26 protein-coding genes are annotated in these 25,796 nt (G+C 74.2%); 12 read left to right on the top strand and 14 right to left on the bottom strand.

Going from position 1 to position 25,796, the window contains the following annotated elements; translation table 11 throughout:
- Positions 1 to 32: 32 nt before the first annotated feature.
- Together ACGFIR_RS16395 and ACGFIR_RS16390 are read right to left on the bottom strand one after the other, a co-directional pair.
- Positions 33 to 1,436: a rhodanese-like domain-containing protein gene (locus tag ACGFIR_RS16395; protein ID WP_393145731.1), complete on the bottom strand. Its 1,404-nt coding sequence runs from the start codon at positions 1,434 to 1,436 to the stop codon at positions 33 to 35.
- Positions 1,437 to 1,614: 178 nt separating this feature from the next.
- Positions 1,615 to 1,884: a metal-sensitive transcriptional regulator gene (locus ACGFIR_RS16390; protein WP_393003670.1), complete on the bottom strand. Its 270-nt coding sequence runs from the start codon at positions 1,882 to 1,884 to the stop codon at positions 1,615 to 1,617.
- 212 nt (positions 1,885 to 2,096) lie between these two features.
- Here ACGFIR_RS16390 and eccB point away from each other — a divergent pair, with 212 nt between their 5' ends.
- On the top strand, positions 2,097 to 3,482 hold the full coding sequence (gene eccB / locus ACGFIR_RS16385) for a type VII secretion protein EccB (RefSeq protein ID WP_393003668.1): 1,386 nt from the start codon (positions 2,097 to 2,099) through the stop codon (positions 3,480 to 3,482).
- Between the two features lie 16 nt (positions 3,483 to 3,498).
- On the opposite strand, the gene ACGFIR_RS16380 is transcribed toward eccB, so the two are convergent.
- The 4 genes from ACGFIR_RS16380 to ACGFIR_RS16365 form a co-directional block, all read right to left on the bottom strand.
- Positions 3,499 to 4,104 (bottom strand): class I SAM-dependent methyltransferase, encoded by a 606-nt coding sequence (locus ACGFIR_RS16380; RefSeq protein WP_393145729.1) that lies wholly within the window; start codon positions 4,102 to 4,104, stop codon positions 3,499 to 3,501.
- Between the two features lie 100 nt (positions 4,105 to 4,204).
- Complete coding sequence (locus ACGFIR_RS16375) at positions 4,205 to 5,071, bottom strand: carbohydrate ABC transporter permease (protein ID WP_393003664.1); 867 nt, start codon at positions 5,069 to 5,071, stop codon at positions 4,205 to 4,207.
- Entirely contained in the window at positions 5,071 to 6,030 is a 960-nt protein-coding gene (locus ACGFIR_RS16370; protein WP_393145727.1) for a carbohydrate ABC transporter permease, read from the bottom strand. Before ACGFIR_RS16370 ends, ACGFIR_RS16375 begins: the two co-directional genes overlap by 1 nt.
- Positions 6,027 to 7,421, bottom strand: coding sequence for an ABC transporter substrate-binding protein (locus tag ACGFIR_RS16365; protein WP_393145725.1), 1,395 nt, complete (start codon positions 7,419 to 7,421; stop codon positions 6,027 to 6,029). The genes ACGFIR_RS16370 and ACGFIR_RS16365 overlap by 4 nt, the downstream gene beginning before the upstream one ends.
- A gap of 116 nt (positions 7,422 to 7,537) precedes the next feature.
- Between ACGFIR_RS16365 and ACGFIR_RS16360 the strand changes: the two genes are divergently transcribed.
- The 6 genes from ACGFIR_RS16360 (at position 7,538) to ACGFIR_RS16335 (ending at position 13,348) form a co-directional block, all read left to right on the top strand.
- The gene (locus ACGFIR_RS16360; protein WP_393003658.1) at positions 7,538 to 8,578 is read left to right on the top strand and encodes a zinc-binding alcohol dehydrogenase; all 1,041 of its coding nucleotides are present in this window, start codon (positions 7,538 to 7,540) and stop codon (positions 8,576 to 8,578) included.
- Positions 8,575 to 9,393: a TIM barrel protein gene (locus tag ACGFIR_RS16355; RefSeq protein ID WP_393145723.1), complete on the top strand. Its 819-nt coding sequence runs from the start codon at positions 8,575 to 8,577 to the stop codon at positions 9,391 to 9,393. Before ACGFIR_RS16360 ends, ACGFIR_RS16355 begins: the two co-directional genes overlap by 4 nt.
- Positions 9,390 to 10,751 carry a hypothetical protein gene (locus ACGFIR_RS16350; protein ID WP_393145721.1) on the top strand — a complete coding sequence of 454 codons (1,362 nt, stop codon included), beginning with the start codon at positions 9,390 to 9,392 and terminating at the stop codon, positions 10,749 to 10,751. The genes ACGFIR_RS16355 and ACGFIR_RS16350 overlap by 4 nt, the downstream gene beginning before the upstream one ends.
- Positions 10,752 to 10,874: 123 nt before the next feature.
- The gene (locus tag ACGFIR_RS16345) at positions 10,875 to 11,258 is read left to right on the top strand and encodes a DUF2267 domain-containing protein (RefSeq protein WP_393003652.1); all 384 of its coding nucleotides are present in this window, start codon (positions 10,875 to 10,877) and stop codon (positions 11,256 to 11,258) included.
- Between the two features lie 269 nt (positions 11,259 to 11,527).
- Positions 11,528 to 12,283: a thioesterase II family protein gene (locus tag ACGFIR_RS16340; RefSeq protein WP_393003650.1), complete on the top strand. Its 756-nt coding sequence runs from the start codon at positions 11,528 to 11,530 to the stop codon at positions 12,281 to 12,283.
- A gap of 129 nt (positions 12,284 to 12,412) precedes the next feature.
- The gene (locus ACGFIR_RS16335; RefSeq protein ID WP_393003648.1) at positions 12,413 to 13,348 is read left to right on the top strand and encodes a TauD/TfdA family dioxygenase; all 936 of its coding nucleotides are present in this window, start codon (positions 12,413 to 12,415) and stop codon (positions 13,346 to 13,348) included.
- 94 nt (positions 13,349 to 13,442) lie between these two features.
- Here the strand turns inward: ACGFIR_RS16335 and ACGFIR_RS16330 are convergent, their stop codons facing one another.
- Positions 13,443 to 14,705: a hypothetical protein gene (locus ACGFIR_RS16330; RefSeq protein WP_393145719.1), complete on the bottom strand. Its 1,263-nt coding sequence runs from the start codon at positions 14,703 to 14,705 to the stop codon at positions 13,443 to 13,445.
- Positions 14,706 to 15,028: 323 nt separating this feature from the next.
- Here ACGFIR_RS16330 and ACGFIR_RS16325 point away from each other — a divergent pair, with 323 nt between their 5' ends.
- Together ACGFIR_RS16325 and ACGFIR_RS16320 are read left to right on the top strand one after the other, a co-directional pair.
- On the top strand, positions 15,029 to 16,663 hold the full coding sequence (locus ACGFIR_RS16325; protein WP_393145717.1) for a BCCT family transporter: 1,635 nt from the start codon (positions 15,029 to 15,031) through the stop codon (positions 16,661 to 16,663).
- 126 nt (positions 16,664 to 16,789) lie between these two features.
- Positions 16,790 to 17,368, top strand: a complete 579-nt coding sequence (locus tag ACGFIR_RS16320) for an AAA family ATPase (RefSeq protein ID WP_393145715.1) — start codon at positions 16,790 to 16,792, stop codon at positions 17,366 to 17,368.
- 25 nt (positions 17,369 to 17,393) lie between these two features.
- Here the strand turns inward: ACGFIR_RS16320 and ACGFIR_RS16315 are convergent, their stop codons facing one another.
- The 5 genes from ACGFIR_RS16315 to ACGFIR_RS16295 all read right to left on the bottom strand — a co-directional run bounded on the left by ACGFIR_RS16315 (position 17,394) and on the right by ACGFIR_RS16295 (position 22,150).
- Positions 17,394 to 18,269 carry an alpha/beta fold hydrolase gene (locus ACGFIR_RS16315; protein ID WP_393003640.1) on the bottom strand — a complete coding sequence of 292 codons (876 nt, stop codon included), beginning with the start codon at positions 18,267 to 18,269 and terminating at the stop codon, positions 17,394 to 17,396.
- 177 nt (positions 18,270 to 18,446) lie between these two features.
- On the bottom strand, positions 18,447 to 19,055 hold the full coding sequence (gene prfH / locus ACGFIR_RS16310; RefSeq protein WP_393145713.1) for a peptide chain release factor H: 609 nt from the start codon (positions 19,053 to 19,055) through the stop codon (positions 18,447 to 18,449).
- On the bottom strand, positions 19,052 to 20,227 hold the full coding sequence (locus ACGFIR_RS16305) for an RNA ligase RtcB family protein (protein WP_393145711.1): 1,176 nt from the start codon (positions 20,225 to 20,227) through the stop codon (positions 19,052 to 19,054). The genes prfH and ACGFIR_RS16305 overlap by 4 nt, the downstream gene beginning before the upstream one ends.
- A gap of 279 nt (positions 20,228 to 20,506) precedes the next feature.
- On the bottom strand, positions 20,507 to 21,451 hold the full coding sequence (blaOXA, locus tag ACGFIR_RS16300; RefSeq protein WP_393145709.1) for a class D beta-lactamase: 945 nt from the start codon (positions 21,449 to 21,451) through the stop codon (positions 20,507 to 20,509).
- A gap of 93 nt (positions 21,452 to 21,544) precedes the next feature.
- On the bottom strand, positions 21,545 to 22,150 hold the full coding sequence (locus ACGFIR_RS16295) for a DUF4291 domain-containing protein (RefSeq protein WP_393145707.1): 606 nt from the start codon (positions 22,148 to 22,150) through the stop codon (positions 21,545 to 21,547).
- 118 nt (positions 22,151 to 22,268) lie between these two features.
- On the opposite strand from ACGFIR_RS16295, the gene ACGFIR_RS16290 reads away from it, so the two are divergent.
- Positions 22,269 to 22,748, top strand: coding sequence for a type II toxin-antitoxin system PemK/MazF family toxin (locus tag ACGFIR_RS16290; RefSeq protein ID WP_393145705.1), 480 nt, complete (start codon positions 22,269 to 22,271; stop codon positions 22,746 to 22,748).
- A gap of 3 nt (positions 22,749 to 22,751) precedes the next feature.
- Here ACGFIR_RS16290 and ACGFIR_RS16285 read toward each other — a convergent pair whose 3' ends face one another.
- Both ACGFIR_RS16285 and ACGFIR_RS16280 read right to left on the bottom strand, forming a co-directional pair.
- A complete protein-coding gene (locus ACGFIR_RS16285; protein ID WP_393145703.1) occupies positions 22,752 to 23,402 on the bottom strand; it encodes a flavodoxin family protein in 651 nt (216 codons plus the stop codon).
- A gap of 117 nt (positions 23,403 to 23,519) precedes the next feature.
- Positions 23,520 to 24,170, bottom strand: a complete 651-nt coding sequence (locus ACGFIR_RS16280; protein ID WP_393145701.1) for a GGDEF domain-containing protein — start codon at positions 24,168 to 24,170, stop codon at positions 23,520 to 23,522.
- A gap of 263 nt (positions 24,171 to 24,433) precedes the next feature.
- On the opposite strand from ACGFIR_RS16280, the gene ACGFIR_RS16275 reads away from it, so the two are divergent.
- Positions 24,434 to 24,673, top strand: a complete 240-nt coding sequence (locus tag ACGFIR_RS16275) for a DUF397 domain-containing protein (RefSeq protein WP_393145699.1) — start codon at positions 24,434 to 24,436, stop codon at positions 24,671 to 24,673.
- A gap of 185 nt (positions 24,674 to 24,858) precedes the next feature.
- The gene (locus ACGFIR_RS16270; RefSeq protein ID WP_393145840.1) at positions 24,859 to 25,692 is read left to right on the top strand and encodes a helix-turn-helix domain-containing protein; all 834 of its coding nucleotides are present in this window, start codon (positions 24,859 to 24,861) and stop codon (positions 25,690 to 25,692) included.
- Positions 25,693 to 25,796: the final 104 nt, after the last annotated feature.

Below are 25,796 nucleotides of genomic sequence, written 5' to 3'. Positions count from 1 at the left end.
GCGATGAGTCGTCGTACGGGGGCGCGGGTCGGTCAGGCGGCGCGGGGGCTCATGGCGACCCCGGCGGCCTCGGCCCGGTCGAACCTGTCGTCGATGACGACGACCTCGCGGCCCGCGTTGGTCAGCAGGGACGCGGCGACGGTGGCCCGGTACCCGGAGCCGCAGTGCACCCAGACGACGCCGGCGGGCACCTCGGCGAGGCGGCCCGGCAGGTCGGGCAGGGGGATGTGCACGGCGCCCTCGACGTGACCGCCGGTCCACTCGTTGGTCATCCGGACGTCGAGCACGACGTCCGGGGCGGGCAGCCCCGCCGGGGTGTCGCCGGCCCGGGCGGCGGCCAGCGCGGGGAAGTCGGCCATACGCAGCTCACGCAGCTGCCCCGGCTCCGTCGCCCAGTGGCCGGGGTCGCCGGTGGCCTGGGCGGCCGGCCGGTCGATGCCGATGCGGACCAGTTCGCGCTGGGCGTCGGCGACCTGCTCTTCGGTCTCGGCCAGCAGGGTGAGCGGGGTGCCCCAGTCGATGAGCCAGCCGAGCCAGGTCGACATCGGGCCGTCGAGCCCGAGGGCGACCGTGCCCGCCAGGTGCGACGTGGCGTACGCCTTGCGGTGGCGCAGGTCGACGACCCACTGGCCGGCGGCGATCCGCTCCCGTAGTTCGGCGGCGTCGGCGCGGCCGACCGGGGTGAGGTCCACCGGCGGCGGGCCGGCGAGGTTCGCCACGCCCATGTGGGCGTAGTACGCGGGGTAGGCGTCGAGCCCGGCGAGGGTCTCGGTGACGAACTCGTCGGCGGCCAGCCGCAGCACGGGGTTCGCCTGCTTCTCCCGCCCGATGGTCGACTCGGGCGCGTCGGACTGGCTGGCGGAGCAGAAGCTGCCGAATCCGTGGGTGGGCCACACCTCGGCGCCGTCGGGTAGCAGGTCGGCCAGGCGCCTGGCGGAGGCGTGCTGGTGGTGGGCGAGTTCGTGGGCGTGCTGCCCGCCGAGCAGGTCGGTGCGGCCGGTGGTGCCGAAGAGCAGCGAGCCGCCGGTGAACACGCCGACCGGGCGCCAGCCGGCGCCGTCGGCCTCGTCGAGCACGTACGACAGGTGGTGGAACGTGTGCCCCGGCGTGGCGAGCACCCGCAGCCGCAGTGCGCCGGAGACGGGCACCGTGTCGCCGTCGGCCACCGGCGTCCGGTCGAAGCCGACCTCGTCGTCCGCGCCGACGAGGTAGCGGGCGCCGGTCACCCGGGCCAGCTCCAGTCCGCCGGAGACGTAGTCGTTGTGGATGTGGGTCTCCAGCACGTGCGTGACGCGGACGCCCTTCTCGCCCGCGAGGTACAGGATCCGGTCGATGTCGCGCTGGGGGTCGACGACGATCGCCACCGTGCCGTCGGAGGCCAGGTAACTGCGGTCGCCGAGCGAGGACGTCGCGATGACGGACACCTCAACTGCCATTGCCGTGCTCCTTGAGGGTCAGATACCCCGGGGGGTATATGCCGGACACACGTCGGGTATGCCGACGCGTGCGCTGTGTCTACCCGCACGCGCTGCTGTCACGCGGGCGCGTACGGGACGTTCCCGTCGATGACGGTCAGGCGAGGACGGTCATTCGGTCGCGGTCGTTCGGTCGCGGTCAGGCGAGGGCGAGGAAGAGCTTCTCCAGCTCCTCCTCGGTCATCTCCGGGGAGTCCCCCCGCTCGCGGGCGGCGGTGCAGTGGCGCATGCCGGAGGCGATGATCTTGAAGCCGGCCCGGTCGATCGCCTTCGACACCGCGGCGAGCTGGGTCAGCGCCTCGCGGCAGTCCTGGCCGGTCTCCATCATCTCGATGACCGCGTTGAGCTGGCCCCGGGCCCGCTTCAGGCGGGTCAGGGCCTCGCTCGTCATCTCGGGTCGAAGCTGCACCGCACGCCTCCTCGCTCACTCCACGATACCCCGGGGGGTACCCGTACGTGCCATGCTACCTGCTCACGTGAGGAGCGTCCGCGTCCGCGTGGTGATCCTGTTCGCACCGTCGGGGTGCCCCGCCGGGAATGCGGCGCCCCCGCGACGCAGGGTCGTCGGCGCATCGACGCAACGCTTATCCTGTGCCCCGACCGCCCACCGGAAGGGATGCGATGCCGTCGCGGCAGGACCAGCTGCACTCGTACCAGTTCACCGTCCAGCGGGCGGTCTCCGCCCTGGTGATGCGGGAGACCGACCCGGCGCAGTCGCCGTTCCGCCGGCTCGCCGGCGCCGGCCTGGCCAGCGTGCTGGTCGCGGCCATCGGGCTGGGCGGGTTCGCCCTCTACGGTCTCTTCACCGGGGGTGGCAGCACGTGGCGCGACCCGGGCGCGGTGATCGTGGAGAAGGAGTCCGGCGCCCGGTTCGTCTACCGGGAGGAGAAGCTGCACCCGGTGCTCAACTACGCGTCGGCTCTGCTGATCATCGGCGCGGAACGGCCGAAGACGGTGCTCGTCTCCCGCCGCGCCATCGACGGGGTGCCGCGCGGGCTGCCGCTGGGCATCGCCGACGCCCCCGACTCGCTGCCCGCCAGGGGGCGGCTGTCCACCGCGCCGTGGACGGTCTGCTCCGTCGCCGCCGAGGCCGACCGGGCGACGCCCCGCTCAGCCCTGCTGATCGGTGTGGCCCCCGGCGGGGGCCGGGCCCTGGGCGATGACGCGCTGCTGCTGCGCGACCCCGACGGCGGGCTGCACCTCGTCTGGCACCAGCGCCGCTACCTGGTGCGGGACAGCAACCGGGTGCTGGCGGCCCTGGCGACCACCCGGGCCGGGGCGGTCCCGGCGGCCCCGGCCCTGCTCAACAGCCTGCCTGCGGGCGCGGACCTCGCGCCGCCGACCCTGCCGGATGCGGGGGAGCGCTCCGCGGCGGTGTCCGGGGCGCGGGTCGGCGACGTCTACCTGGTGCGCAACTCCGGCGGTGGCCGGCAGTACGCCGTCGCGCTGCGCGACGGCCTGGCCGGCATCACCGAGTTGCAGGCCGGCCTGCTGCTCGCCCGCACCGGCCAGGGCGAGCCGAAGCCGATGACGCTCGGGCGGTTCGCGGCGCTGCCCAAGCTGCCCGACCTCACCCCGACGGGGCCCACCGCCCCGCCGACCGCCCCGCCCCGGCTCGCCGCCGCCGACGGGGCGGCGCTCTGCGCCCGGGTGGGCGACGACGGCGGCGTCACGGAGGTCCGGCTCGGCGTACGGCTGCCCGACCTCGCCGCCGCGCCCCGCACCGCCCCGGTGGCCGGGGGCGGGGTGCGCGCCGACCACGTCGTGGTGGAGCCGGGCCGGGGCGCGGTGGTCGAGGCGGTCGCGGCGCCCGGCGCGACCGGCGGCGCGGTCTCCGTGGTCACCGACCTGGGCCGGCGCCATGCCCTCGCCGGCGGCGAGGTGCTCGGCACGCTCGGCTACCGCGACGTGCGGCCGGTACGGCTGCCGGCCAGTCTGGTCGCCCTGGTGCCCGCCGGCGCCACCCTCGACCCGGCCGCCGCGCGGGTCGTCGCCGCCCCCGCCTGAGTCCGCCCCGCGTGGATCAGTCGGCGGGGCGGCGCAGCACGGTGACGGCGAAGTCGGCGTCGTCGCGCCACGGGCGCAGGTCCCACGTGGCGAAGCGGTGCTCCAGCCGCAGCCCGGCGGCGACGGCGTCGGCGTCAAACCCGGTCAGCGGGTAGCCCCGGTCGGTGCCGAAGCCGACCGCCAGCACGCCGTCGGGGCGCAGGTGGGCCGCGACGCGGCGCAGCACCTCCCGCTCGGTGCCGGGGGCGACGAAGGCCAGCACGTTGCCGGCGACGACCGCCGCGTCGAACGGCTCCGGCTCGCCGACCGCCGCCAGGTCCAGCTCGGCCAGGTCGGCGACCAGCCAGCGCGGGCCGGGATGGTCGGCGCGGGCGGCCTCGACCAGCGCCGGGTCGGCGTCCACCCCGACCACGGTGTGGCCCCGGGCGGCCAGCGCCGCGCCCACCCGCCCGGTGCCGCAGCCCGCGTCGAGGATCCGGGAGCCGGGCGCGACCAGCGCGTCCAGCAGCCGGGCCTCGCCGGCCAGGTCGGCCCCCTCGGCGGCCAGCCGGCGGAACCGGTCGATGTACCACTGCGAGTGCTCCGGACCGGTGTCGGTCTCCCATCGGGTCGGGTTTCCCATGCGGCCACCGTAGCCGGGCCACCGGCCTCCCCGCCGGGTCGGGGCGGTGGTCACCCGGCTCATCCTCGGTCAGTGCCCACCGCCCGGCTACCCCGCCGCCTCAGCCCTTCTCCGCGCCGCTGGTGAGCCCCTCGGTGAGCAGGCGTTCGCTGGCGAAGAAGAGGATCACGATGGGCAGGGTGAGGATCACCGAGCCGGCCATCAGCACCGTCTTCGGCACCTCGACGCCGTCCGCGAGCTGCGCCAGGCCCAGCGACACCGTCCACCGGTGCGGCTTGTCGACCAGGAACAGCAGGGCGAACAGGAACTCGTTCCAGGCGATCATGAAGTCGTACAGGGCGACGGCCATGATCGACGGCGCGGCCAGGGGGAGGCTGACCCGGCGGATGATACCGAGCCGCCCGGCGCCGTCGATGGCCGCCGACTCCTCCAGGCTGACCGGGATCGTCTCGAAGTAGTTGCGCAGCATGTAGACCGAGACGGGCAGGGTCTGCGAGATGTAGACCAGCACCAGGCCGAGCAGCGAGCCGCGCAGCCCGGCCCGGGTGAAGACCACGAAGAGCGGGATGGCGATGACGATCGACGGGAAGAGGTAGACCGCCAGGAAGAGGAAGTCGACCTGCCGCCGGCCGAAGAAGCGCAGCCGGGCGACCGCGTACGCGCCGGGGATCGCCACGGCCAGCGTCAGCAGCGTCGCCGCGACCGCGACCAGGCCGCTGTTGCGTAGGAAGGTGAGGAAACCCTGGCCGCCGTCGTCGACGGCCCTGACCACCTCGGCGTACGTGTCGAAGGTCAGCTCGCCGAGGCCCACCACCAGCGAGCCGGGGTCGAGCAGCAGCCGCTCGATGGGGCGCACCGAGAGCACCAGCATGTAGTAGAAGGGAAAGGCGGTGACCAGCAGGAACGCGGCGATCACCAGCCGGCGCAGCCAGCGCAGGCCCACCGTCTCGATCCGGTCCCGGTCCATCAGCCGTCCCTCCGTGCGCCGAAGAAGCGCAGGTACACCACCACGAACACGATGAGCACCACGGCGAGTACGACCGCCTGTGCCGCCGCCGCGCCGATGTCCGTACGCGCGGTCAGGAACTCGTAGACCCGGACGCTGACCACCTCGGTGCCGGCGGCGCCGCCGGTGAGCAGGTAGACGTCGTCGAACTTGTTGAACGTCATGATGAACCGCAGCACGCCCAGCAGGCCGATCACCGGCAGCAGCTGCGGCAGCAGGATGTGCCGGAACCGCTGGGTGGGCGTGGCCCCGTCGACCCGGGCCGCCTCCTCCAGCTCGCCGGGGACCGCCTGGAGCCGGGCGAGCAGGAACAGGAACGCGAACGGGAAGTAGCGCCACGCCTCGAAGGCGACCACCGTGGCCAGGGCGGTCGACTCCTGGGACAGGAACGGCACCGGGGTGTCCCAGCCGAGGAACCGCCGCCCCCAGTCGTTGACGATGCCGAGCTGCGGGTCGAGCATCACCTGCCAGACGAAGGTGACCGCGACCACCGGCGCCACGTACGGCAGCAGCATCGACGCGCGCACCAGGGTGCGGCCCCGGAACGGCCGGCGTACGACCAGCGCCGCCACCAGGCCGAGCACGATCGAGCCGGCGGTGCTGGACACGGCGTAGACCAGCGTGGTCCACAGCGTGTCGGCGAAGCCGGGAGTGTTCAGCACCCGCTCGACGTTGTCCAGGGTGAACTCGCCGAACAGCCCGGTGCGCCGCAGCGTGGCCAGGCGTACCCGCTGGAAGGCCAGCACGACGGTCCAGACGATGGGTACGCCGATCACGGCGACCACGACGAGCAGGGTCGGGGCGACCAGCGCGAGCCCGGCGCGGGACTCTCTGCGGCGTAGGGTCAGCGGCCGGCGGCGGGCCGGGGCCGGCCGCTCCCGGGCGGGGGAGCGGCCGGTGCCCGGTGGGGCGGTGGTCAATTGACGCCCGCCTTGATCGCCTCCACGTCCTTCTTCGCCCGGCCGGCGGCCGCGGCGGCGTCGGTCCTGCCGGCGATCACGTCGTTCAGGGCCTTGGGCACCGGCAGCTCGCCGAGGATCGCGCCGACCAGCTTGCCCTGGCCCTGGGCCAGACCCCAGCGCTGGAAGGTGTCGGGGCTGCGCCGCAGGCTCGCGAGCACGTCCTCGCCGTAGACCTCGGCGAGCGGCTTGCGGGTGTCGACCCCGGCCTGGCTGGTGTTCCAGGCGGTGAGGAACTTCTCCGGCTCGGTCAGGGTGCCCTTGCGGACGGGGAAGCGCCCCTCGGGGGACATGCCGAACCAGCGCGGGTAACCCTCGCCGAGCATGTGCTCCACGAGGGCGCTGGCCGGGCCGGTGGCCGCGCCGTCGAGCACCGCCCAGGAGCTGATCTCGCCGTACTGGGCGGGTTCGGGGCCGTTCGGGCCCTTGATCGCGGTGACGAAGCCGCTGTTGCGAGCGAGGAACGCCGGGTCGGCCTGGCACTGCGGGCAGGTCGGCCGGGCGTCGTTACGCAGCCCGGCCAGCTCGTCGAGGATGAACGGCGACCAGACCAGCATGGCGGCCTTGCCGGCGAAGTAGGTGGCCCGGGTGGTGTCGACGTCCTGCGCGCCCTTGACGGAGTTGGTGCGCATCAGCTCGCCGTAGAACCGGAACGCCTCGACGCACTCGGCCGAGTCCAGCTTCACGGCCCCGGAGTCGTCGGCGAGCTGGCAGTTGTTGGCCAGCGCGAGGTGTTCGAAGGTCTGCTGGGTGAACACGTCGCCGGGGGCGGTGGCGGCCGTGATGCCCGCGACGCCGCCGGTGTTGAGCCGTGTCGCGGCGGCGGCGATCCGCTCGTACGTGTCGGGGGCGGGCAGCCCGGCGGCGGCGAACAGGTCCTTGCGGTAGACGAGCAGCTGGCCCCAGCCGTCGCTGGGCACGGCGAGCTGCACGCCGTCGTCCGAGGTCAGCTCCAGGGCGCGCGGTGCGAAGGTCTGCCGGCCGAGTTTCTCGACGACCTCCGCGTTCGCCGAGGGGTGCAGCAGTTCGTTGCCGGCGAGGGTACGGACGCCGGCGAGCGGGAGCGCGCCGACCACGTCGGGCAGCTCCCCGGCGGCGGCGCTGGTGGCGATCAGGGAGGGGAACTGGTCCTCGTTGACGGTGACCAGGTCGACGGCGATGCCGGTGCTGGCGGTGAAGTCGGCGATGATCGCCTTGGTGGCCGTGACCCGGTCGGCCACGTCCTCCAGGCTCCACACGGTGATCTTCCTGCTGTCGCTGTCGGATCCGTCGTCGCCGCAGGCCAGCAGACCGGCCCCGGTGACTGCCATGATCAGGGTGGCGGCGAGTATCCGCATCGGAGGTGCTGACATCGGTGGCACTCCTCTCGAAGGGTATACAAAGGATTGAACGCCTTCGATTGATCAATTACAAGACATATGCCGATTTATTGCCTACGATGGAACCCAGTGCTACCGGGATGTGACTCATGGTCAACTGGGTTGTCTCACTCGCCGGGCCCCGCCGGATCAGCCTCGAGCCCTGCCTTCCGGACCCGCTCGGCCCCGGCCGGGTCCGCGTCCACACCTGCTACTCCGGCATCTCGGCCGGCACGGAACTCACCCTCTACCGGGGCAGCAACCCCCGGCTGAGCAAGGACTGGGACGACGTCAGCCGGATGTTCGTGCCCCGGCAGAGCACCGTGCCGTACCCGCTGGTGGGCTTCGGCTACGAGGAGGTCGGCGAGATCGTCGAGGTCGCGCCCGACGTGGTCGACCGGCGGGTGGGGCAGGTCGTCTGGGGCATCTGGGGGCACCGCGCCGAGGCCGTCGTGCCCGCCGACACGGTGCACCCGCTGCCCGCGAACCTGGACCCCCTCGCGGCGGTCTTCGCCCGCCCCGGGGCGATCGCCCTCACCGCGGTGCTCGCCGGCGACCTGCACCTGGGCGACTGGGTCGCGGTCTTCGGGCAGGGCGTCATCGGGCTGCTCGCCACCCGGCTCGCCGTCCTCTCCGGCGCGCGGGTCGTCGCCGTCGACCGGGTACCCGCCCGGCTGGCCCAGGCCGCCCGGCTCGGCGCGCGCCTCGTCGTCGACGCGGGCGCCGAGTCGGCCGCGACCGTGCTGCGCCAAGCCACCGACGGGAGGGGCGCGGACGTCTGCCTGGAGCTGTCCGGGGCGTACCCGGCGCTGCACGAGGCGATCCGCGCCACCACCCACGCCGGCCGCGTCGTGGCCGCCGGCTTCTACCAGGGGCAGGCCGACGGGCTCGGCCTGGGTGAGGAGTTCCACCACAACCGGATCCAGCTGGTGGCGGCCCAGGTCTCCGGGCCGACCCCGGCACCCGGCATGGCCGGCCGGTGGACCGGGGCCCGCGTCGCACACACCTTCATGGACCTGGTGGCCGAGGGCAGCGTCGACCCGCTGCCGCTGGTGAGCCACGTCGTCGACGCGAGCGCGGTGGCCGACGCGCTCGCGCTGCTCGACCGCGGTGACGCTGACGCCCTCCAAGTCGTGCTGAGGTTCCGATGACCATTCCACTCGCCTGCCAGGAACAGCTCCTGCCGGGCACCGACCTGATCCAGAAGTACGCGCTCGCCACCGCGCTCGGCTACGACGCGATCGAGCTGCGCGGCCGAGGCGACCTCGGCCTCGCCCGCCGGCTGCCCGAGCTGCGCCGGGCCCGCGCCGCCGGGGTGCCCATGCCCACCGTCTGCGTCGAGATGGACCACTTCATCGGCGACTTCGACCCCGAGCGGTCCCGCGACGCCGTGCGCAACCTGCGCTCCCAGCTCTCCGTGATCGCCGAGCTGGGCGGCGTCGGGGCGATGACCCCGGCCGCGTGGGGGATGTTCTCCCGGCGGCTGCCCCCGTTCGAGCCGCCCCGGCCGCCGGCCGGCGACCGGCAGGTGCTCGTCGACGCCCTGGGCGAGCTGGGGGAGCACGCCCGCGCCGAGGGGGTGACCCTCTTCCTGGAACCGCTCAACCGGTACGAGGACCACATGGTCAACCGGCTCGACGACGCCGTCGCCCTCTGCGCGGCCGTCGGGCTGCCCTCGGTGCGGGTGGTGGCGGACACCTTCCACATGAACATCGAGGAGGACGACGTGCACCGGGCGCTGCGCGCCGCCGCGCCGTACCTCGGGCACGTGCAGGTCAGCGACTCCAACCGTCACCAGCCCGGCGCCGGGCACCTCGACTGGCCGGCGCTGGTGCGCACCCTGTTGGAGATCGACTACCGGGGCTGGCTGGCGTTGGAGTGCCGGCTGCGCGGCGACCCCGTACGCGCCCTGCACCAGGCCGCCACCGTGCTGCGGCACGCGCTGCCCCGGCAGGCGGCGGCATGAGCACCGGCACCGCCGGCGGCGCGTACACCGCCGACGCCGGGGCCCGCGACGCCGGGGCGCTGCGCCGCCTCGCCGTCGCCACCCTCGAGGCCAACTGGGAACACGACCACACCGTGCCCTCGCGCACCCTCTACCCGCACCAGTGGAGCTGGGACTCGGCGTTCATCGCGATCGGCTGGTCCCTCGTCCGCCCCGACCGCGCCTGGCGGGAGCTGGCCAGCCTGTTCCGGGCCCAGTGGCTCGACGGGCGGGTGCCGCACATCGTGTTCAACCCGGCGCTGCGCGTCGGCTCCTACTTCCCCGGGCCGGAGTTCTGGGCGTCGGCGCTCGCCGAGGGCGCCCCGGCCGCCGCCACCTCCGGGCTGATCCAGCCGCCCGTGCACGCGCCCGCCGCCTGGCTGGCGTACCGGCGGTGCCCCTCCGAGGCCGCGCGGGCGGCGCTGCGCCGGCTCTATCCCCGGCTGGTGGCCCAGCAGCGCTACCTCGCCGCGCACCGGGACGTCGGCGGGGGCGGGCTGGCCTGCATCGTCCACCCGTGGGAGTCCGGGCTGGACAACAGCCCCGCCTGGGACGCGCCGCTGGCGGCGGTGCCCGCCGACGCGGCCGTCATGCGCGCGTACCGCCGGCACGACACCGCCCACGCCGACGCCGCGCACCGCCCCACCGACCTCGACTACGCGCGCTACGTCGCGATCGTGGCGTCCTACCGCGAGCGCCGCTACCGCGACGACGACCTGGCCGCCCGGCACCCGTTCCTGGTGGAGTGCCCCCTCGTCAACGCCGCGATGGGCGCCGCCGAGCACGCCCTCGCCCGGATCGCGCCGCTGGCCGGCGCCGACCCCGGCCCGCACCGGGAGCGCGCCGCGCGGATCACCGAGGCCCTCCTGAGCCGGCTGTACGACCCGACGACCGGCACCTTCCAGCCCCGGGACCTGCGCGCCGACCGGCTCGTGCCGACCCGCACGGTACTCGGCCTGACCCCGCTCGTGCTGCCCGACCTGCCGGCGCGGCAGGCGTCGGCACTGGTCGCCGAGGCGTGCTCCCCGCGCTTCGGGCTGGCCGCCCGGATGGACCGGCCGCTGCCCAGCCACGACCGCACGGCGCCGGGCTTCGAGCCGCTGCGCTACTGGCGCGGGCCGAGCTGGATGAACATCAACTGGCTGGTGCGGCGAGGGCTGCTGTGCCACGGACGACCCGACCTGGCCGCCGGCCTGCGCGACTCGATGATCGAGCTGGTGGCCCGCTCGGGCTGCCACGAGTACTTCCATCCGGACACCGGGGCCGGGCTCGGCTCACCGGCCTTCAGCTGGACGGCCGCGCTGCTGCTCGACGTCCTCGCCGCCGACCCGACCGGCTGAGCCGATCCGGCGGGGCACCCGACGGATCCGGCGGCGATTCCCGCTCGGCGACGCCGCCGGTCGCGACGGTTTGCCGACACCGGGCGCGGGTAAGCGCGGGGCCGGTGACGACAGGAGGCGGCCGTGCGGTTTCCCCTATTCGTCGATGCGGTGTCCCGCCGCGCCGGCCTGCCCACCACGCAGGCCGCCACGATCGCCCGCGCCGTGTTGCAGACCATGGTGGAGCGGATGAGCGGCGGCGCTGCCGCCCGCCTCCCCGACGAACTGGACGGGTACCTCACGGGCCCCGGCGGCGACGGCGCGGCTCCCGCGCCCGGACCGGCGGACTTCGTCCGTCGGGTGGGAGAGCGGGCCGGGGTGGACGAGGCCACCGCCCGGACGGCCACCGGCGCCGTCTTCGCCACCCTCCGGGAGGCGGTCACCGTCGACGAGTTCCGCGACATGGTGGCCCGCCTGCCCCGGGATTTCGACGGCATGACGCAGCCGATCCCCCGTCCGGACGCCTGACCGGCCGTCGCGCCGCCACCCGTCGAACCGCTCCCCGCGGCGACCCGGCACGCGGATCTCCGCGAACCGGCGACGCGCCCTATGCTTCTGTCGACATGGCCCCATAGGTGTTTCATGAGGCCGCTCGTGGAGCATGGCGAGCGGCCCACGTGGCCGGTCCAGCGGCGTCGACGGCTGCCCCGCACCCCGGGCGGCCCGGCCCGCCGGAGCGGCCACGCACCCGCTCCAGCGCCAGCGGCACTGGAGCGTCCCCCGACGAAAGGCGCGCGGTGACCTGGTTCCTCCCCGCCGACGACCGGCGCTCCGCCCCGGTCCAACTGTTCTGCCTGCCCTACGCCGGCGGCGGCGCGAGCATCTTCCGGCGCTGGCAGGACGGTCTCCCCGACGTCGAGGTGCTGCCGGTGCAGCTGCCCGGCCGCGAGAACCGGATCAGCGAGGACCCGGCGTTCCGGGCCGCCGACGTCGCGTACGCGATCGCGGAGCGGATCCGTGGCCCGTACGCGATCTACGGCCACTCGATGGGCGGCCGGGTCGCCTTCGAGATCGTCCGCGAGCTGCGCCGCGCCGGCCGCCCGCTGCCGCTGCGCCTCTACGTCGGGGGCGCGCGTGCCCCGCACGTCAACGCGCCCAGCCACTTCGACGGACTGTCCGAGGTGGACGACGACGAGTTGCTGCGCCGCCTGGAGGCCGGCGGCGGGTTGCCGGCGGGGCTGCTGGAGTATCCCGAGCTGGTCGAGCTGCTGCTGCCCCTGCTGCGCGCCGACTTCGCCCAGGTGGACGGCTACCGCTACACCCCCGAGGAGCCTCTGCCGATGCCGATCGTGGCCTTCAGCGGGCGCGCCGACGACACCGTCTACCGGGAGCACAGCGGCGGCTGGCGGGAGCACAGCAGCGCCGGCTTCACGTTGCACGAGATCGACGGCGGGCACTTCTTCCTCAACGAGCGGCTGCCCGAGCTGCTCGCCGTGATCCGCGCGGACCTCGCGGCGGCCCACGCCGAGGCGGCCGCCCGCCGCCACGGCTGAGCTGACCGGCACGGGCCGCCGCCGTCCGGACCGCCGTCCCGCCACGCGCGACGTCGGCGGGGCGAGGAGCCGTCAGCACCGCCATCCGCCGACGTCCGCGACGTCGGCGGCGACGACAGGAGTGAGAGCATGAGTGATCCGGGCGCCACGCTGCCGGTGGTCGTCGAGAACGACGGCCGCGAGCTGACCGAGCTGATCGCCGCCCGCCGCGCGGAGCTGCGCGCGAGCCTCGTGGCGCACGGCGGCCTGTTGTTCCGCGGGTTCGACGTGGGCGGCGTCGAGGGCTTCGACCGGGTGGTACGGGCGCTGTCCGGTGAGCCGCTGCTCTACACCGAGCGTTCGTCGCCCCGGCACGCCATCGCCGGCCGGGTCTACACCTCGACCGACTACCCGCCGGACGAGGAGATCTTCCTGCACAACGAGAACTCGTACCAGGCCCGCTGGCCGCTGACGTTGTTCTTCCACTGCCTCACCCCGCCGGACACGCAGGGCGCCACCCCGCTGGCCGACGTCCGCCGGGTGCACGACGAGATCGACCCGGCGGTACGCGAGGAGTTCCTCCGCCGCCGCTGGATGCTGGTACGCAACTTCCACAGCGACTTCGGCGCCCCGTGGCAGCACGTCTTCGGCACTGAGGACCGTGCCGAGGTCGAAGCGTACGCGGCGGCGAACCGGATCGAGGTGCAGTGGCAGGGCGCCGACGGGCTGCGTACCCGCGCGGTGCGCGACGCGGTGCACCACCGGCCCGGCTCGGACACCCCGCGCTGGTTCAACCACGCCACGTTCTTCCACGTGAGCACCCTGGCCAAGGACCTCCAGGAGGGACTGCTCGCCATGTTCGGCACCGAGGGGCTGCCGGCCAACACCTACTACGGCGACGGCGGCGAGATCCCCGACGACGTCGTGGAGCACCTGCGGGCCGCGTACCGGACGGCCAGCGTCCGCTTCGACTACCAGCGCGACGACGTGCTCGTCGTGGACAACATGACCGCCGCGCACGGGCGGGAACCGTTCACCGGCCCCCGCAAGATCGCCGTCGCGATGGCCGAGGCGCACACCCCCTGACGCTGCTGTCCGGGCCGCTGGCCCCGCACATCCCGCCGGTGTCGAGCGGGCCGGCACCGACCTCAGGCCTCGTCGCGGCGGCCCGGCGCCGACCTCAGGCTTCGTCGTGGCGGCCCGCGACGTCGGCCTCCGGCAGCTCCTCCGGATCGGCGACCCAGGCGGAGAAGACCGGAATCCCGTGCCACGGGCCGGGCTCGCCACCGCCGGGCCGGTCGTCGGTGGCGACCGCCACCACGGCGTACGGGTGGCCGAAGCGCAGTTCCGCGATCCGGGCCACCCCCTCCGGTGGCAGGCTGACCGCCGAGGCGAAGCCGGTGACGGCGGCCGCCTCGAAGCCGTACCGGCCGTAGCGGGCCACCGCCGCCTGGGCCGCCTCGAAGTCGAGCCCCGGCGAGCCCAGCAACCCCTCGAACGCCCCGGCGACGGCGGAGAAGCCCAACCCGGATGCGGTCAGGTCGTGCCGGCTGCGGGCCGACCAGCAGGGCAGCACGGCGCTGACCCGCTCCTCCCGCCCATCCGGCGCGTACGTGTAGGTCGGCTCCTCGCGCAGCGTCCACAACGGACCGTCGCCCAGCGGGACGTCGAACAGGGACCGCCGCTGTGCCGGCAGTTCACGCTCCGGCGTGTCGGCGGCGGCCGTCGCCATCTCGTGGGCCGCCGCGAGGACGTACCCGGCCGGTACGTCGGGTGCCGCGGCGACGGAGACCACCAGCAGCCCGGCCCCGCCGGGGGCGGTACGCGCCGGGGCGGCGTGCGCGGCCACGGTGCCGGCCCACACGGTGTCCGCGATCCAGCAGCGGTGGCCGTACTCCGGGCTGCGCAACACCCGGCGCAGCCCGCGGGCCCAGGCGCTGCCCGGACCGAGGGCGTCGGCCGGCGCCACCTGGAACGGATTCGCCCACGAGACGCGGGTGGCCAGCGCGCTGGCCAGCACCAGCAGCACCCGGGGGGTGACCTCCAGTGGGAACGCGTCGATGAGACCGAGCGTGTGCTCGCGGGCCCACGCGTCGAGTCCGGCCTGGTCCGGCAACGGCCCGGTCGTGGTCGACGCGGGCAGCGCCGACCGCCAGCCGTCGAGCCCGGCCGTCGCGACTCCCGGCTGCTGCCAGAACGCGGTCGCCGAGGGCACCAGCGGATGCGGCGCCGCCAGCAGGGCGCCGGCGGCTGCGGCGGCGGCCTCCGCGTCCGTGCCGAGCGCCTCCTCCAGCGCGGCGCGGGTCGAACCGGTGGCGGCCGGCGCGGCGAGCGCCAACAGCAGCCACGCGCCGAGCGGGGACGCGACGTGGTGCCCGTCGCCGATCACGGCGTGCAGACGGTCGGCGTAGTGGGCCAGGGGCGTACGGATGTCGGTCGTCACCGCCCCACTGTGCCCGCTCGATGAGGTCACGTCACCACCACCGTGGAGCGCCCCTCCGGTTTTGTCACAGCACTGTCATGAGACCGCAGGGTCCCCTCCACCATCGACGCCGAGAGTAATCGCCGGTCGTCGCCGGCGTCCCTGGCAGTCGAACTCGGGCGGGTTCCCCTGAGCCCGCCCGTGGACGGCGGGGCGCTCAGCGGTACCTGTCCGAATTCCCGGCGCCCAGACGGGTCGCGGGACAACTTGAGATGCGGGCCGACCGGCGCGCGGCGCCGGCAATGTGGCCTGCGCGCCCGGACGCCCACGGAGGTCCACAGACCATGACCGTGTCCGCCACAGGCCCGGCAATCGACGACACCCCGCCGGACGGCGCACCACCTGGACCGGGCCACCCCCGGCAGGGCATCGACCGGACGGTGCTGGGCGTCGCCGCCGTGGTGTCCGTCCTCTTCGTCGCGTGGGGCATCGTCGCCACCGACAACCTGGCTTCGGTCAGCGGCACCGCGCTCGACTGGGTGGTGCGCTCGTTCGGCTGGGTCTTCGTGCTGGCCAGCACCGGCTTCGTGGTGCTCTCGGTCTGGCTGGCGTGCAGCCGGTACGGCCGGATCAAGCTCGGCCGCGACGACGACAAGCCCGAGTTCTCCACCGTCTCGTGGGTGGCGATGATGTTCAGCGCCGGCATGGGCATCGGCCTGATGTTCTGGGGTGCCGCCGAGCCGCTGTCGCACCTGGCGACCCCGCCGCGCGGCCTCAACGAACCGAACACCCCGCAGGCCGCCCGGGTGGCCATGGAGTACTCCCTGTTCCACTGGGCACTGCACCCGTGGGCGATCTACGCCGTCGTGGGCCTGGCGCTGGCGTACTTCACCTTCCGTAAGGGCCGGCGAGGTCTGATCAGCAGCGCCTTCTTCCCCCTCATCGGGGAGCGCGCCGGTCGTGGGCCCGGCCGGGCCATCGACGTCTTCGCGATCCTCGCGACGCTGTTCGGCTCGGCCGTCTCCCTCGGCCTCGGCGCCCTCCAGATCAACAGCGGCCTGACCAACCTCTGGGACGTGCCGAAGTCCACGCCGCTGGCGATCGGCATCATCGCGGCGCTCACCGTCGCGTTCGTGGTCTCCGCCGTCACGGGCGTCAAGCGGGGCATCCAGTTCCTGTCGAACACCAACATGGTGCTCGCGGTGGCGTTGATGTTCTTCCTGCTCGTGGTGGGCCCGACGGTCTTCGTCCTCAACACGCTCACCGCGTCGACGGGCGGCTACCTGTTCAACCTCGTTCCGATGAGCTTCCGCACCGGCGCCTTCGGCGGCGAGCAGTGGATGGCCGGTTGGACCATCTTCTACTGGGCCTGGTGGATCTCCTGGACCCCGTTCGTCGGCGCCTTCGTCGCCCGCATCTCCAAGGGCCGCACCATCCGGCAGTTCATCCTCGGTGTGGTGGCCGTCCCGAGCCTCGTCAGCATCGTCTGGTTCTCGGTGTTCGGTGGCACCGCCATCGACCTGCAACTCGGCGGCACCGACCTGTCGGCCGCGGTCAAGGAGAGCCCCGAGGCGGCACTCTTCGCGGTGCTGCGGGAGTTCCCGTTCTTCACCGTCACCGCGATCGTGGTCATGGTGCTGGTGGCGCTCTTCTTCGTCAGCGGCGCTGACGCCGCCTCGGTGGTGATGGGCACGCTCTCCTCGCGCGGCAATCTGGAGCCGAAGGCCTGGCTGGTCTCGATGTGGGGCATCCTGACCGGCCTGGTGGCCGCGGTGCTGCTGCTCGCCGGTGGGCTTTCCGCCCTCCAGTCGCTGACCATCCTGGCCGCCCTGCCGTTCCTGTTCGTGATGGTCGGCATGGTGGTCGGGTTGCTCCGTGAGCTGCGGCGCGAGCCGGACAGCGCCACGATGCCCCCGCAACTGCGCGCCCTCGTGTCGGCCACCGCGCCACCGGCACCCACCGATCCCGACGCTTCCTGACCGATACCAGTGGCGGGGGCCGTCCCGGACCGGGGCGGCCCCCGCCACGCCGTGCTCGGACGTACGATCGGGCGTCCGTACGGCGGGGCCACGCAGGATCCCCCGGGCCGATTGAGGAGGCGCGCAGTGACACAGGCCCCGCCCGTCGCCGCGGCGGTGCCGCGCCTGATCGTGCTCAACGGGCCGCCCGGCTGCGGCAAGTCGACGCTGGCCCGGCGGTACGTCGAGGACCACCCGCTCGCGCTCGACCTCGACATCGACCGGATCCGCGACCTCATCGGCGGGTGGCGTGAGCAGGCCGGTCCCGCCGGCCTCCTCGCCCGCGGCGTCGCCCTGGCGGCGGCCCGGACGCACCTGACCGGCGGCCACGACGTGATCGTCCCGCAGTTCCTCGGCCGTGTCGACTTCATCGAGCAGGCCGAGCGCGTCGCGCACGACACCGGCGCGGACTTCCACGAGATCGTCCTGCTCGACGACAAGGAGAACGCGCTGCGGCGCTTCGCCGAACGCAGCCGTACCTCCAGCGACCCTGGGCATCTCGACGCCCAGCGCCTGCTCGACCGCTACGGCGGGGCCACTGAGCTGGCGGCCATGTACGACCGGCTGCTCGCGGTCATGGCCACCCGGCCCGGGACGCGGGTGGTACGCACCGAGCACGGCAGGGAGGACGAGGCCTACCAGCGGCTCCTCGCCTGCCTCGCGTAGGGCGCGGTCACCCGACCCCGCCGGGTCAGCAGTGGACCCGACCGAGGAATTCCCGCACGAGCGGCACCACCTCGTCGAGGTGCGTCTCCAGCAGCCAGTGCCCGCCGTCGAGCAGGTGCAGTTCCGCGTCGGGCAGGTCCCGCAGGTACGCCCGCGCCGCGCCCTCGGGCATGTAGCCATCGTGCGGTCCCCACACGATGAGGGCCGGCGGCCGGTGCCGGCGCAGGTACTCCTGCTGGCGCGGAAACCAGGCGAGGGTGCTCCCCTGGTCGGCGAGGAGCCGGACCAGGGCCGCGCGTCGGGGCGGATCCAGCAGTGCCGCCGCAAGCCGCCACAGGTCCGGGCTCACCCGGTCGACGAGCCGCTCGGGTAGCTCACCGAGGAACTCGCCGCGGAAGCCCGCCTCGCTGACAGCGGCGGCGAGGCGCTCGCGCCCTTCCTCGCTCGGGTGGCGCCAGAACCGTTTGAGCGGCTCGTACCTGGGGCCGTGCTGGTCCTCGTAGATGTCGCCGTTCTGGATGACGAGCCCGGCGACCCGCTGCGGCGCGGCCATCGCCAGGCGCAGCCCGAACTGGCTGCCGTAGTCCTGTAGGTAGATCACGTATCGGGTCAGCCCCAGCACCTCCGTGAAGCGTCGGAGCATGCCGGCGTAGGCGTCGAAGGTGTACGCGAACCGGTGGGGATCGGGCGTGTCGCTGTAGCCGAAGCCGGGGTGGTCGGGGGCGATGGCCCGCCACCTGTCGCCGAGGGCGGGCAGGAGGTTGCGGAACTGGAACGACGACGAGGGGTAGCCGTGCGGCAGGAGCACCACCGGCGCGTCCGGCGGCCCCGCCTCCCGGTAGAAGATCGTGATCCCGTCGACGTCGACGGTCCTGTGGTGCACGGCTGCGTCGGCCACCATGGGTCTCCTGACCGGCCACGGAACGGGTGGACGTCTCGACGGTGCCAGAAACCTGTCCGTACCGGGCGCTGTTCGGCCCTGATCGATCCCGGTGGGAGGCGTGGTGCCGGCGCTTCGGCACGCCCGCGCGGTCCTGACGTTCCGGAGCCGCGGGCGGGACGCCTTCCGCGCCGACGGCTACGGACGCTCCACGCGGATCGGGTCGCCGCGGACGAGTTCGTCGTGGATGCGCCAGCGGGCGGTGACGACGGCGCGCCCGGCGGCCTCGTCGCCGTCCGCGATGCGCTGCCGCAGCAGTTCGAGGGCGAGGCGGCGGTTGAGGCTGAACTGCCGTTCGGTGTCGACCACGACGACGAGGCCGGAGGGACGGTGGGTCGCCCGTACCGCCGTGCTCGCCTTGTTCCGGTGCTGGCCGCCCGGGCCGCCGGTACGGCAGGCCACGATGTCGACGTCCGCCTCCGCGAACGTGGTGGCCGGGCCGTCGAGCTGGCACGGCCGGGCGACGACGTACCAGTTCTTGCGGCCGGTGCCGGCCCGGTAGGGGCTGGGGGCCTGCCAGCACAGGGTGCCGGTCCACGAGGCGGCGAACGCCTCGGCGTCGGTGCCGGAGATCCGGATCAGGGCCGACCGGTGGGTGCCGGGCCGGTCGCCGGGCACGGTCTGGACGCGCTGGGTCGTCAGGCCCCGCCGGGCAGCGTCGGCCTCCAGGCGGCGCAGCAGCCGGGCCAGCGCCCACGCGCACTCCTGCGGGCCGCGCCCGGCGGACATGAACAGGTGCAGGGTCACGACCGCCCCCGGCCGCGGCGCTCGTCCCGGCGCTCGGGCCGGGCGGTGGACCCGACGTCGGGCGTCTTGTAGGTGATTAGGGGGACCGTGGTGGCCACGGGGGTGGCCAGGCCGTGGTCGACGAGGTCGCCGATGACCCGCTCGATGCGCTTGTAGGCGGTGGGTGCCTCCTCGAAGAGCAACTGCCGGTCGCCGCACACCACCAGCGACCCCACCGGGGTACGCCGCAGCTCCTCGACGGTGTGCTTGGCGCGGCTGCGGCGCAGGGCGTCGGCGCGGGACATCTTGCGGCCCGCGCCGTGCGCCACGGAGTGGTTGGCGTCCGGGCCGGCGTGGGCGGCCACCAGGTAGGAGGGGGTGCCCCGGGTGCCGGCGACGAGCACGTCGCGGCCGTCGCCCGGCGCCGCCCCCTTGCGGTGCAGGTAGACCCCGTCGCGGACCTCCACCAGGTTGTGGCACTGGTCGACGACGGGCTCGGTGGGCTCGGCCCCCAGGGCGTGGGCGACCCGGGCGGCGAGCAGCCGCCGGTTGAGCGATCCCCACCGTACGGCGTCGTCGTGCGCCGCCAAGTAGGCGCCGGGATCCGGTGCGGGGCCCGCGCCGTGGGCCTCGGTGTGCGTGCGCAGGATCCGCTCGCCCAACCCTCGCGAGCCGGAGTGCACGACGAGCACGAGGTCGCCCGCGGCGAGCCCGAGGCGGCCCGCGTGGCCCGGCTCGTAGACGGTCCCGACGCGCGCCAGCTCGACGAAGTGGTTGCCCCGACCGACGGTCCCGAGTCCCTCGGTGTGACCGCCGGGGATGTCACCGGCCACGACGGCCCACGCGGGGTCGTCGGCGTCCCGCTCGGGGTGCAGCGGCCGGTCGAGGTCGGGGAACCGGGCGGCGAGCCGCTCCGGCACGGCGCGCTTGAGTCTGATCGGGAACACGGCGATGCCGCAGCCGATGTCGGAACCCACCAGGAACGGGTACAGCACGGTGGACGCCATGGCGGCGCCGATGGGGGCGCCCTTGCCCGGGTGCAGGTCCGGCATGGCGGCGACGTGGACCATGCCGTCGAGGGCGGCCACCTGCTGGCACTGCGTCAGGGCGTCGGACTCGATCCAGCTCGTGGGGGAGGCGAACACGGCGACGGTCGCCGGGGTGGACTGCGGCAGGGAACGGTGAGGAGACAAGGACGCTCGCTTCTCGCGCAGAGGGGAATGGACGGACGGCGCCACGGCGCCGGTCGGTGCCGCGCCTGTGGCGATGGGGTGCTGGCCGTCAGAACGTCATGGCCGACACGATTCCGAAACCGTCGGCGTGCGGCAACCGGTTATCCGCCGCGTCGTTCGTGGCCCCTCGCCAGCCGTGGCCGGGCCGAAGCACGCGCGTCGGCACGCGCGCCAGGCGTTCGGGGCGCGAGCCGTGGCCGGGCCAGGGCACGCGCCCTGCGGCGCTCGGCCGGGGCGCGGTCAGGGCGCGGGCAGGGCGCCGAGGCGGTGCAGCAGCTGCCGGCCCAGCGGCAGGCGCTTGGCGGCGTCGCCGTCGGCGCGGATGTCCACGTTCAGCGCGAAGCAGTACAGCCGGTCGCCGCGCTCGACCCAGCCGACCCACCATCCGGTGCCCGGGTCGGTGGCGTCCGTCTGGCCGGTCTTGCCGTGCAGGGCGTACGCGGCGGTGCGCTCCAGGCGCAGGATGTCCCGGACGGTGGCCTGGTGTCCCCGGTCGGCCGGCAGCTCGCCACGGGCCAGCCGGGCCAGCCACCGCGCCTGCTCGTCGGCCGAGATCTCCAGCGGCCCGGCCAGCCAGAACCGGTCCACGACCGATCCGACCTGGCCGTTGCCGTAGCCGAGCCGGTGCAGCCACTCCCGTTCGCGGTCCGGCCCGATGCGGCGGGCCAGCTCCTGGAAGACGGGCACGTTGGAGACGCGGACCGCGTCGCGCAGCCCCATGTCCCGCTCCCACGCGGCGACGCGCTGCGGCCAGCCACCGTACGGGACCTTCTCCCGCTCGTCGCGCACCACGCCGGTCTCGAGCGCGATCAGGCTGTGCGGGATCTTGAACGTCGAGGCGGGGATGAACCGCCGCTCGGCCCGCTCCCGGTCGACCATGACGACGCGCCCGGCCGTGACGTCGTACATGACGAAGGTGCCCCGCAGGCCGGCCTGCCGGAACAGGCCCGCCAGGTCGTCGCGGACCTCGACCGCCGGTGCGGCCGGCGTGGGCGACGGCTCCGCGGCGGCGGTGGCGTCGGTCTGCCGGGGTGTCACGGGCGTGCTTCCGGTGCAACCGGTCGCGCCGGCGAGCAGGATCAGGGCGACGGCCGCCGCGACCGCGCCGCGTCGCGGGGAGCGGGCGCGCGTTCCGGCGAGGCTCGGCTGCGCGGTCAGTCCCCGCGCCCGCGTCGGGAAGGCCATTCCGTCACCACCTCCGTTCGTGCCGGCACCGTCGCCTCAGTCAAGCACGGTCAGGGGGTACGCCGCGCCCGGCGCTCGCGTCGTCGCGCCGGTTCACGGGCGCACGGTCGCGCCGATCACGGCGGCCACGTCGGGCGGCAGCGGGTACGGGCGCTCCGGCGGCAGCAGCGCCTCGGCGGCGGCGTCGTCCCCGGCGTCGAGCGCCGCGCGCACCGCGTGGGCGGCCGGGGTCACGTCGGTCAGGCCGACCAGCCACTCGTCGACGTAGCGCCGCACCGCCTCGCCGGAGAGCCCGACCTGGAGGGACCGGTGCGGCAGCGGAGCCAGGCGCAGGGACCGTTCCGGGTCCCACTGCACCCGTACGGGGCTGGCCCGCAGCCGCCGCGACCAGGTTTCCCGGTCGGGGTGCAGGTCGCGGTCGAAGCTGCTCGGGCACGAGTTGGTCAACGCCCACTCGAAGCCGGCGCGGGTGATCTCGACGGCCAGCACCCGCTCCTGCCCGGGCTTCGCGGCCCACCCGCAGCGGTACATCATCCAGCGGAACGACGGCTTGATCCAGGTCATCCGCTCCCGCTTGAACGGTGGCACGAAGCGGCCGGCGGCCAGCGCCGGGTGGGCGATCTCCGGCGGGTACGCCTGGTAGACGGTCACGGTGTCGGCGGTGTGCCGGGCGCGGACCTGGTGGAGGGGAACGGGCATGGCGCCGATCCTGACGACCCGTCCCGGCCCGGTCCACCGGATTGTTCCGTCCCGGCCCTCCGGTCCGCCGGTCGTCCCGCCAGGGCCGGGGCCTGCGGTGGGGGATAGGCTGCCGGTCGTGGCAGGACTTCTCAGGAGCGTGGCGGCGCGCATCGGCAGTGTGATCCCGGCACCGCGACCCCGGCCCGGCACGGCGCAGCCCGCCCGGCCCCGCCAGGTGGCCGCGTTGCAGCGCCGGCAGCTGTCGTACGCCCCGGAGCTCGACGGGCACGCCGACCCCGGCGAGATCGTCTGGACCTGGGTGCCGTACGAGGACGACCCGCGGCAGGGCAAGGACCGCCCCGTTCTGGTGGTGGGCCGGCACAGCCGGACCCTGTTCGGGCTGATGCTGTCCAGCCAGAGTGAGCGCGACGGGCAGCGGCACTGGCTCGGGCTCGGTCCGGGCGAGTGGGACCGGGACAAGCGGCCGAGCTGGGTACGGCTGGACCGCGTGCTGACCATGCGGGAGGACAGCATCCGCCGGGAGGGCGCGGTGCTGGACCGGGCGCGGTTCGACCGGGTCGGGCAGGCCCTGCGCGCCGGCTACGGCTGGCGCTGACCGTCAGCCCGGCTCGCGGCTCGGGCCGATCCCGGCGTCGCGGGTCTCCGGCGGTGGGTACGGCTGCTCGGCCAGCAGCCGGGCGAGGTGCGCGCTGTTGAGCGCCAGCGCCTTCGTGGTGCGTCCCGTGGTGTCGGGCTTGGGTCGGGCGTCGAGGTAGTCGACCTTGTGCAGCGCCTCGCCGACCCAGTAGGTGGCGCCCGCCGCGGGGCAGGTGAAGCCGACCTCGTTGAGTGCCTGCTGTACCTCGCCGATCGTGTGGTGCGCGCCGTCCTCGTTGCCGACGACCGCGACCCCGGCCACCTTGCCGTAGGTGAGCAGCCGGCCCTCGGCGTCGGTCTCGGAGAGTTCGGCGTCGAGCCGTTCGAGGACCATCTTGCACACGGCCGACGGCTGACCCAGCCAGATCGGTGTGGCGATGACGAGGATCTGCGCGGCCATCAGCTTGGACCGGATGGTCGGCCAGCCGTCGCCGTCGCCCTCGTCGGTGGAGACCCCGAAGCGCACGTCGTGGTCGACGACCCGGATCAGCTCACCCGGCACGCCCTGGTCGGCGAGCGCGTCGAGCACCTCGTGCCCGAGCACCTCGGCGCTCGACGGGGTGGGGGACCGCTTCAGGGTGCAGTTGAGGACCAGGGCCCGGATGCTCGCCACGGTGCTTCCCCTCTCGGCCGGTACGGGGCTGGTCCTCCCGGCATACCCCTCAACCGCGGCGAGACACGTCGAAACGCCTCGCGTCCGGCCGCCGACCGGGCAGGAAGGGCGGCCCGCTCAGCACTCCGCCAGGCGGGCGGTGTCGACGAGCTGCCGGGGCGCGCGGGCCGCCCCGAGGCTCTTGGCCCGGTACATGGCGGCGTCGGCCCGGTCGAGCGCCTCGGTGAGCTGCGCCGGCCCGGTGACGGGGGCGAGCCCGACGGAGGCGGTCACCCGGACGCTGAGCCCGCCCAGCGGAATGGGCGCGGCGAGGCTCTCGCAGAGCCGCCGGGTGGCGTGTTCGATCCACCGCCGGTCGATCGTCGGGCTGGCCAGCAGCCCCGCGAACTCGTCGCCGCCGAGGCGGGCGACCAGGTTGTCCCCGGCGAAGGCGGCGAGCCGTTGGGCGACGCTGATCAGCACCTGGTCGCCGGCGGCGTGCCCGTAGCGGTCGTTGATCTGCTTGAAGTCGTCGAGATCGAGCACCACGGCGATCAGCGGCTGCCCCGCCGCGTCGGTGAGCAGCGTGGCGGCCAGGCGGTAGAACGCGCGGCGGTTGGGCAGGCCGGTGAGGGGGTCGTGGCTGGCGGCGTGCCGCTCGGCGGCGAGTTCCGCCTGTAGGTGCCGGATCTCGACCTCGGCCTGGATCGCGCGGCGCCGCAGCTGCCAGGAGGTGACGAGTGCCCCGGCGGCACAGATGCCGGACGCGATGGTCAACGGATCCGGCACGAGACCTCCCATCACCACGAATGTCTGCGGCCCCGACGCGACGGTCCGCGCCCGCGCCAGGTCTCGTCGGACCGTGGGCGACAAACCCACGGTCGGTGACTCTGAGTGAACGGACGGGTACCGTCCACGTGCGTTATCATGCTCGCTGTCCGATGCAGATGCAATAGCAGATGCACGTGCAGGAAGCCCTTCGTCGATGCCGTGCGCCACTCGCGAGCCACCGCTGCCCGGCGTCGCGGGGGGCTCGCGAGAGAAAGACGCCCATGCAGCAGCCTCCGAACGGCGTTCCCATCAGCCAGTTGCCCCCGCTTCGCTGGCAGAAGAGTCGCCGGAGCAACCCCAGCGGCAACTGCGTCGAGCTGGCCGAACTGCCCGGGGGTGCCGGCATAGCCCTGCGCAACTCCCGGCATCCCGAGGGGCCGGCGCTGATCTACACAGTGGACGAGATCGCCGCTTTCGTGCTCGGCGCCCGCGACGGCGACTTCGACGACCTCATCGCCTGACGCGTCTCGTACGCGGGACAGATTTCGCGCACTGAAGGAGTTCACCTCACTCACAGTTCATGGCATGCTTACACGTCGGCCGCGCGGGGGGCGCCTGGTCGGCATGAACCGGCATGTGGAGGTCGGCTGTGACGATGGGTCCCGCCGAGGGCGGTGGTGGGGGGACCGGCCCGACGGTGCTGCGCATGTTGCTCGGCGCCCAACTGCGCCGGTTGCGCGAATCGAGCGGGGTGACCCGGGAGGGCGCCGGATGGGAGATCCGCGCCTCCGAATCGAAGATCAGCCGGATGGAGCTGGGCCGGGTCGGCTTCAAGGAGCGCGACGTCGCGGACCTGCTCACCCTCTACGGCGTCACCGCCTCCGCGGAGCGGGAGGCGCTGCTCAAACTGGCCCGCGACGCGAACAGCCCGGGCTGGTGGCACCGCTACGGCGACGTGTTGCCCGGCTGGTTCCAGTCGTACCTCGGGCTGGAGGCGGCCGCCGTGCTGATCCGCAGCTACGAGGTCCAGTTCGTCCCCGGCCTGCTCCAGACCCGGGAGTACGCCCGGGCGGTCGTGCTGCTCGGGCACGGGCGGGCCGCGCCCACGGAGATCGAGCGCCGGGTCGCGCTGCGCATGCAGCGTCAGCGGCTGCTGCACCGCGAGCGCCCGCCACAGCTCTGGGCGGTCGTGGACGAGGCCGCGCTGCGCCGGCCGATCGGCGGCCCACGGGTCATGCGGGACCAGGTGACCGCGCTCATCGAGGCGACCAAGTCGCCGAACATCCGGCTCCAGGTCATCCCGTTCGCCGCCGGGGGGCACGCCGCCGCGGGCGGGGCCTTCACCATCCTGCGCTTCGGCGACCAGGAACTGCCCGACATCGTCTACATCGAACAGCTCACCAGCGCGCTCTACCTCGACAAGCGCGACGACCTCGACTACTACGCGGTGGCGATGGAGCGACTCTGCGTCGAGGCCGAGCCGCCGGAGCGTACGCCCGAGATCCTGGGCGGGATCCTGGACGACCTCTACCCGGCGTGACCACGGCGGGGTCTCGCCCGACTCGCGCGGCGGCTACCATGGTCGCCGACCGGCGACAGTGGACGGACGCCCCCGGTCGCGGGTGGCGCAGAGTCGTGGAGGCT

It is taken from the genome of Micromonospora sp. NPDC049051 (assembly GCF_043197575.1).
Classification (GTDB): domain Bacteria; phylum Actinomycetota; class Actinomycetes; order Mycobacteriales; family Micromonosporaceae; genus Micromonospora.
The sequence above is the reverse complement of the archived record's forward strand: the minus strand, read 5'-3'. Positions and strand labels throughout refer to the sequence as shown.

What these genes read in the sequence shown, in the direction of transcription:
- blaOXA (WP_393145709.1), bottom strand. Translation starts at nt 21,451, where the DNA reads ATGGCCTTCCCGACGCGGGCGCGGGGACTGACCGCGCAGCCGAGCCTC.
- ACGFIR_RS16295 (WP_393145707.1), bottom strand. Translation starts at nt 22,150, where the DNA reads ATGCCCGTTCCCCTCCACCAGGTCCGCGCCCGGCACACCGCCGACACC.
- ACGFIR_RS16360 (WP_393003658.1), top strand. Translation starts at nt 7,538, where the DNA reads ATGGTCAACTGGGTTGTCTCACTCGCCGGGCCCCGCCGGATCAGCCTC.
- ACGFIR_RS16275 (WP_393145699.1), top strand. Translation starts at nt 24,434, where the DNA reads ATGCAGCAGCCTCCGAACGGCGTTCCCATCAGCCAGTTGCCCCCGCTT.
- ACGFIR_RS16355 (WP_393145723.1), top strand. Translation starts at nt 8,575, where the DNA reads ATGACCATTCCACTCGCCTGCCAGGAACAGCTCCTGCCGGGCACCGAC.
- ACGFIR_RS16315 (WP_393003640.1), bottom strand. Translation starts at nt 18,269, where the DNA reads ATGGTGGCCGACGCAGCCGTGCACCACAGGACCGTCGACGTCGACGGG.
- ACGFIR_RS16365 (WP_393145725.1), bottom strand. Translation starts at nt 7,421, where the DNA reads ATGTCAGCACCTCCGATGCGGATACTCGCCGCCACCCTGATCATGGCA.
- ACGFIR_RS16375 (WP_393003664.1), bottom strand. Translation starts at nt 5,071, where the DNA reads ATGGACCGGGACCGGATCGAGACGGTGGGCCTGCGCTGGCTGCGCCGG.
- eccB (WP_393003668.1), top strand. Translation starts at nt 2,097, where the DNA reads ATGCCGTCGCGGCAGGACCAGCTGCACTCGTACCAGTTCACCGTCCAG.
- ACGFIR_RS16335 (WP_393003648.1), top strand. Translation starts at nt 12,413, where the DNA reads ATGAGTGATCCGGGCGCCACGCTGCCGGTGGTCGTCGAGAACGACGGC.
- ACGFIR_RS16270 (WP_393145840.1), top strand. Translation starts at nt 24,859, where the DNA reads ATGTTGCTCGGCGCCCAACTGCGCCGGTTGCGCGAATCGAGCGGGGTG.
- ACGFIR_RS16325 (WP_393145717.1), top strand. Translation starts at nt 15,029, where the DNA reads ATGACCGTGTCCGCCACAGGCCCGGCAATCGACGACACCCCGCCGGAC.
- ACGFIR_RS16350 (WP_393145721.1), top strand. Translation starts at nt 9,390, where the DNA reads ATGAGCACCGGCACCGCCGGCGGCGCGTACACCGCCGACGCCGGGGCC.
- ACGFIR_RS16380 (WP_393145729.1), bottom strand. Translation starts at nt 4,104, where the DNA reads ATGGGAAACCCGACCCGATGGGAGACCGACACCGGTCCGGAGCACTCG.
- ACGFIR_RS16395 (WP_393145731.1), bottom strand. Translation starts at nt 1,436, where the DNA reads ATGGCAGTTGAGGTGTCCGTCATCGCGACGTCCTCGCTCGGCGACCGC.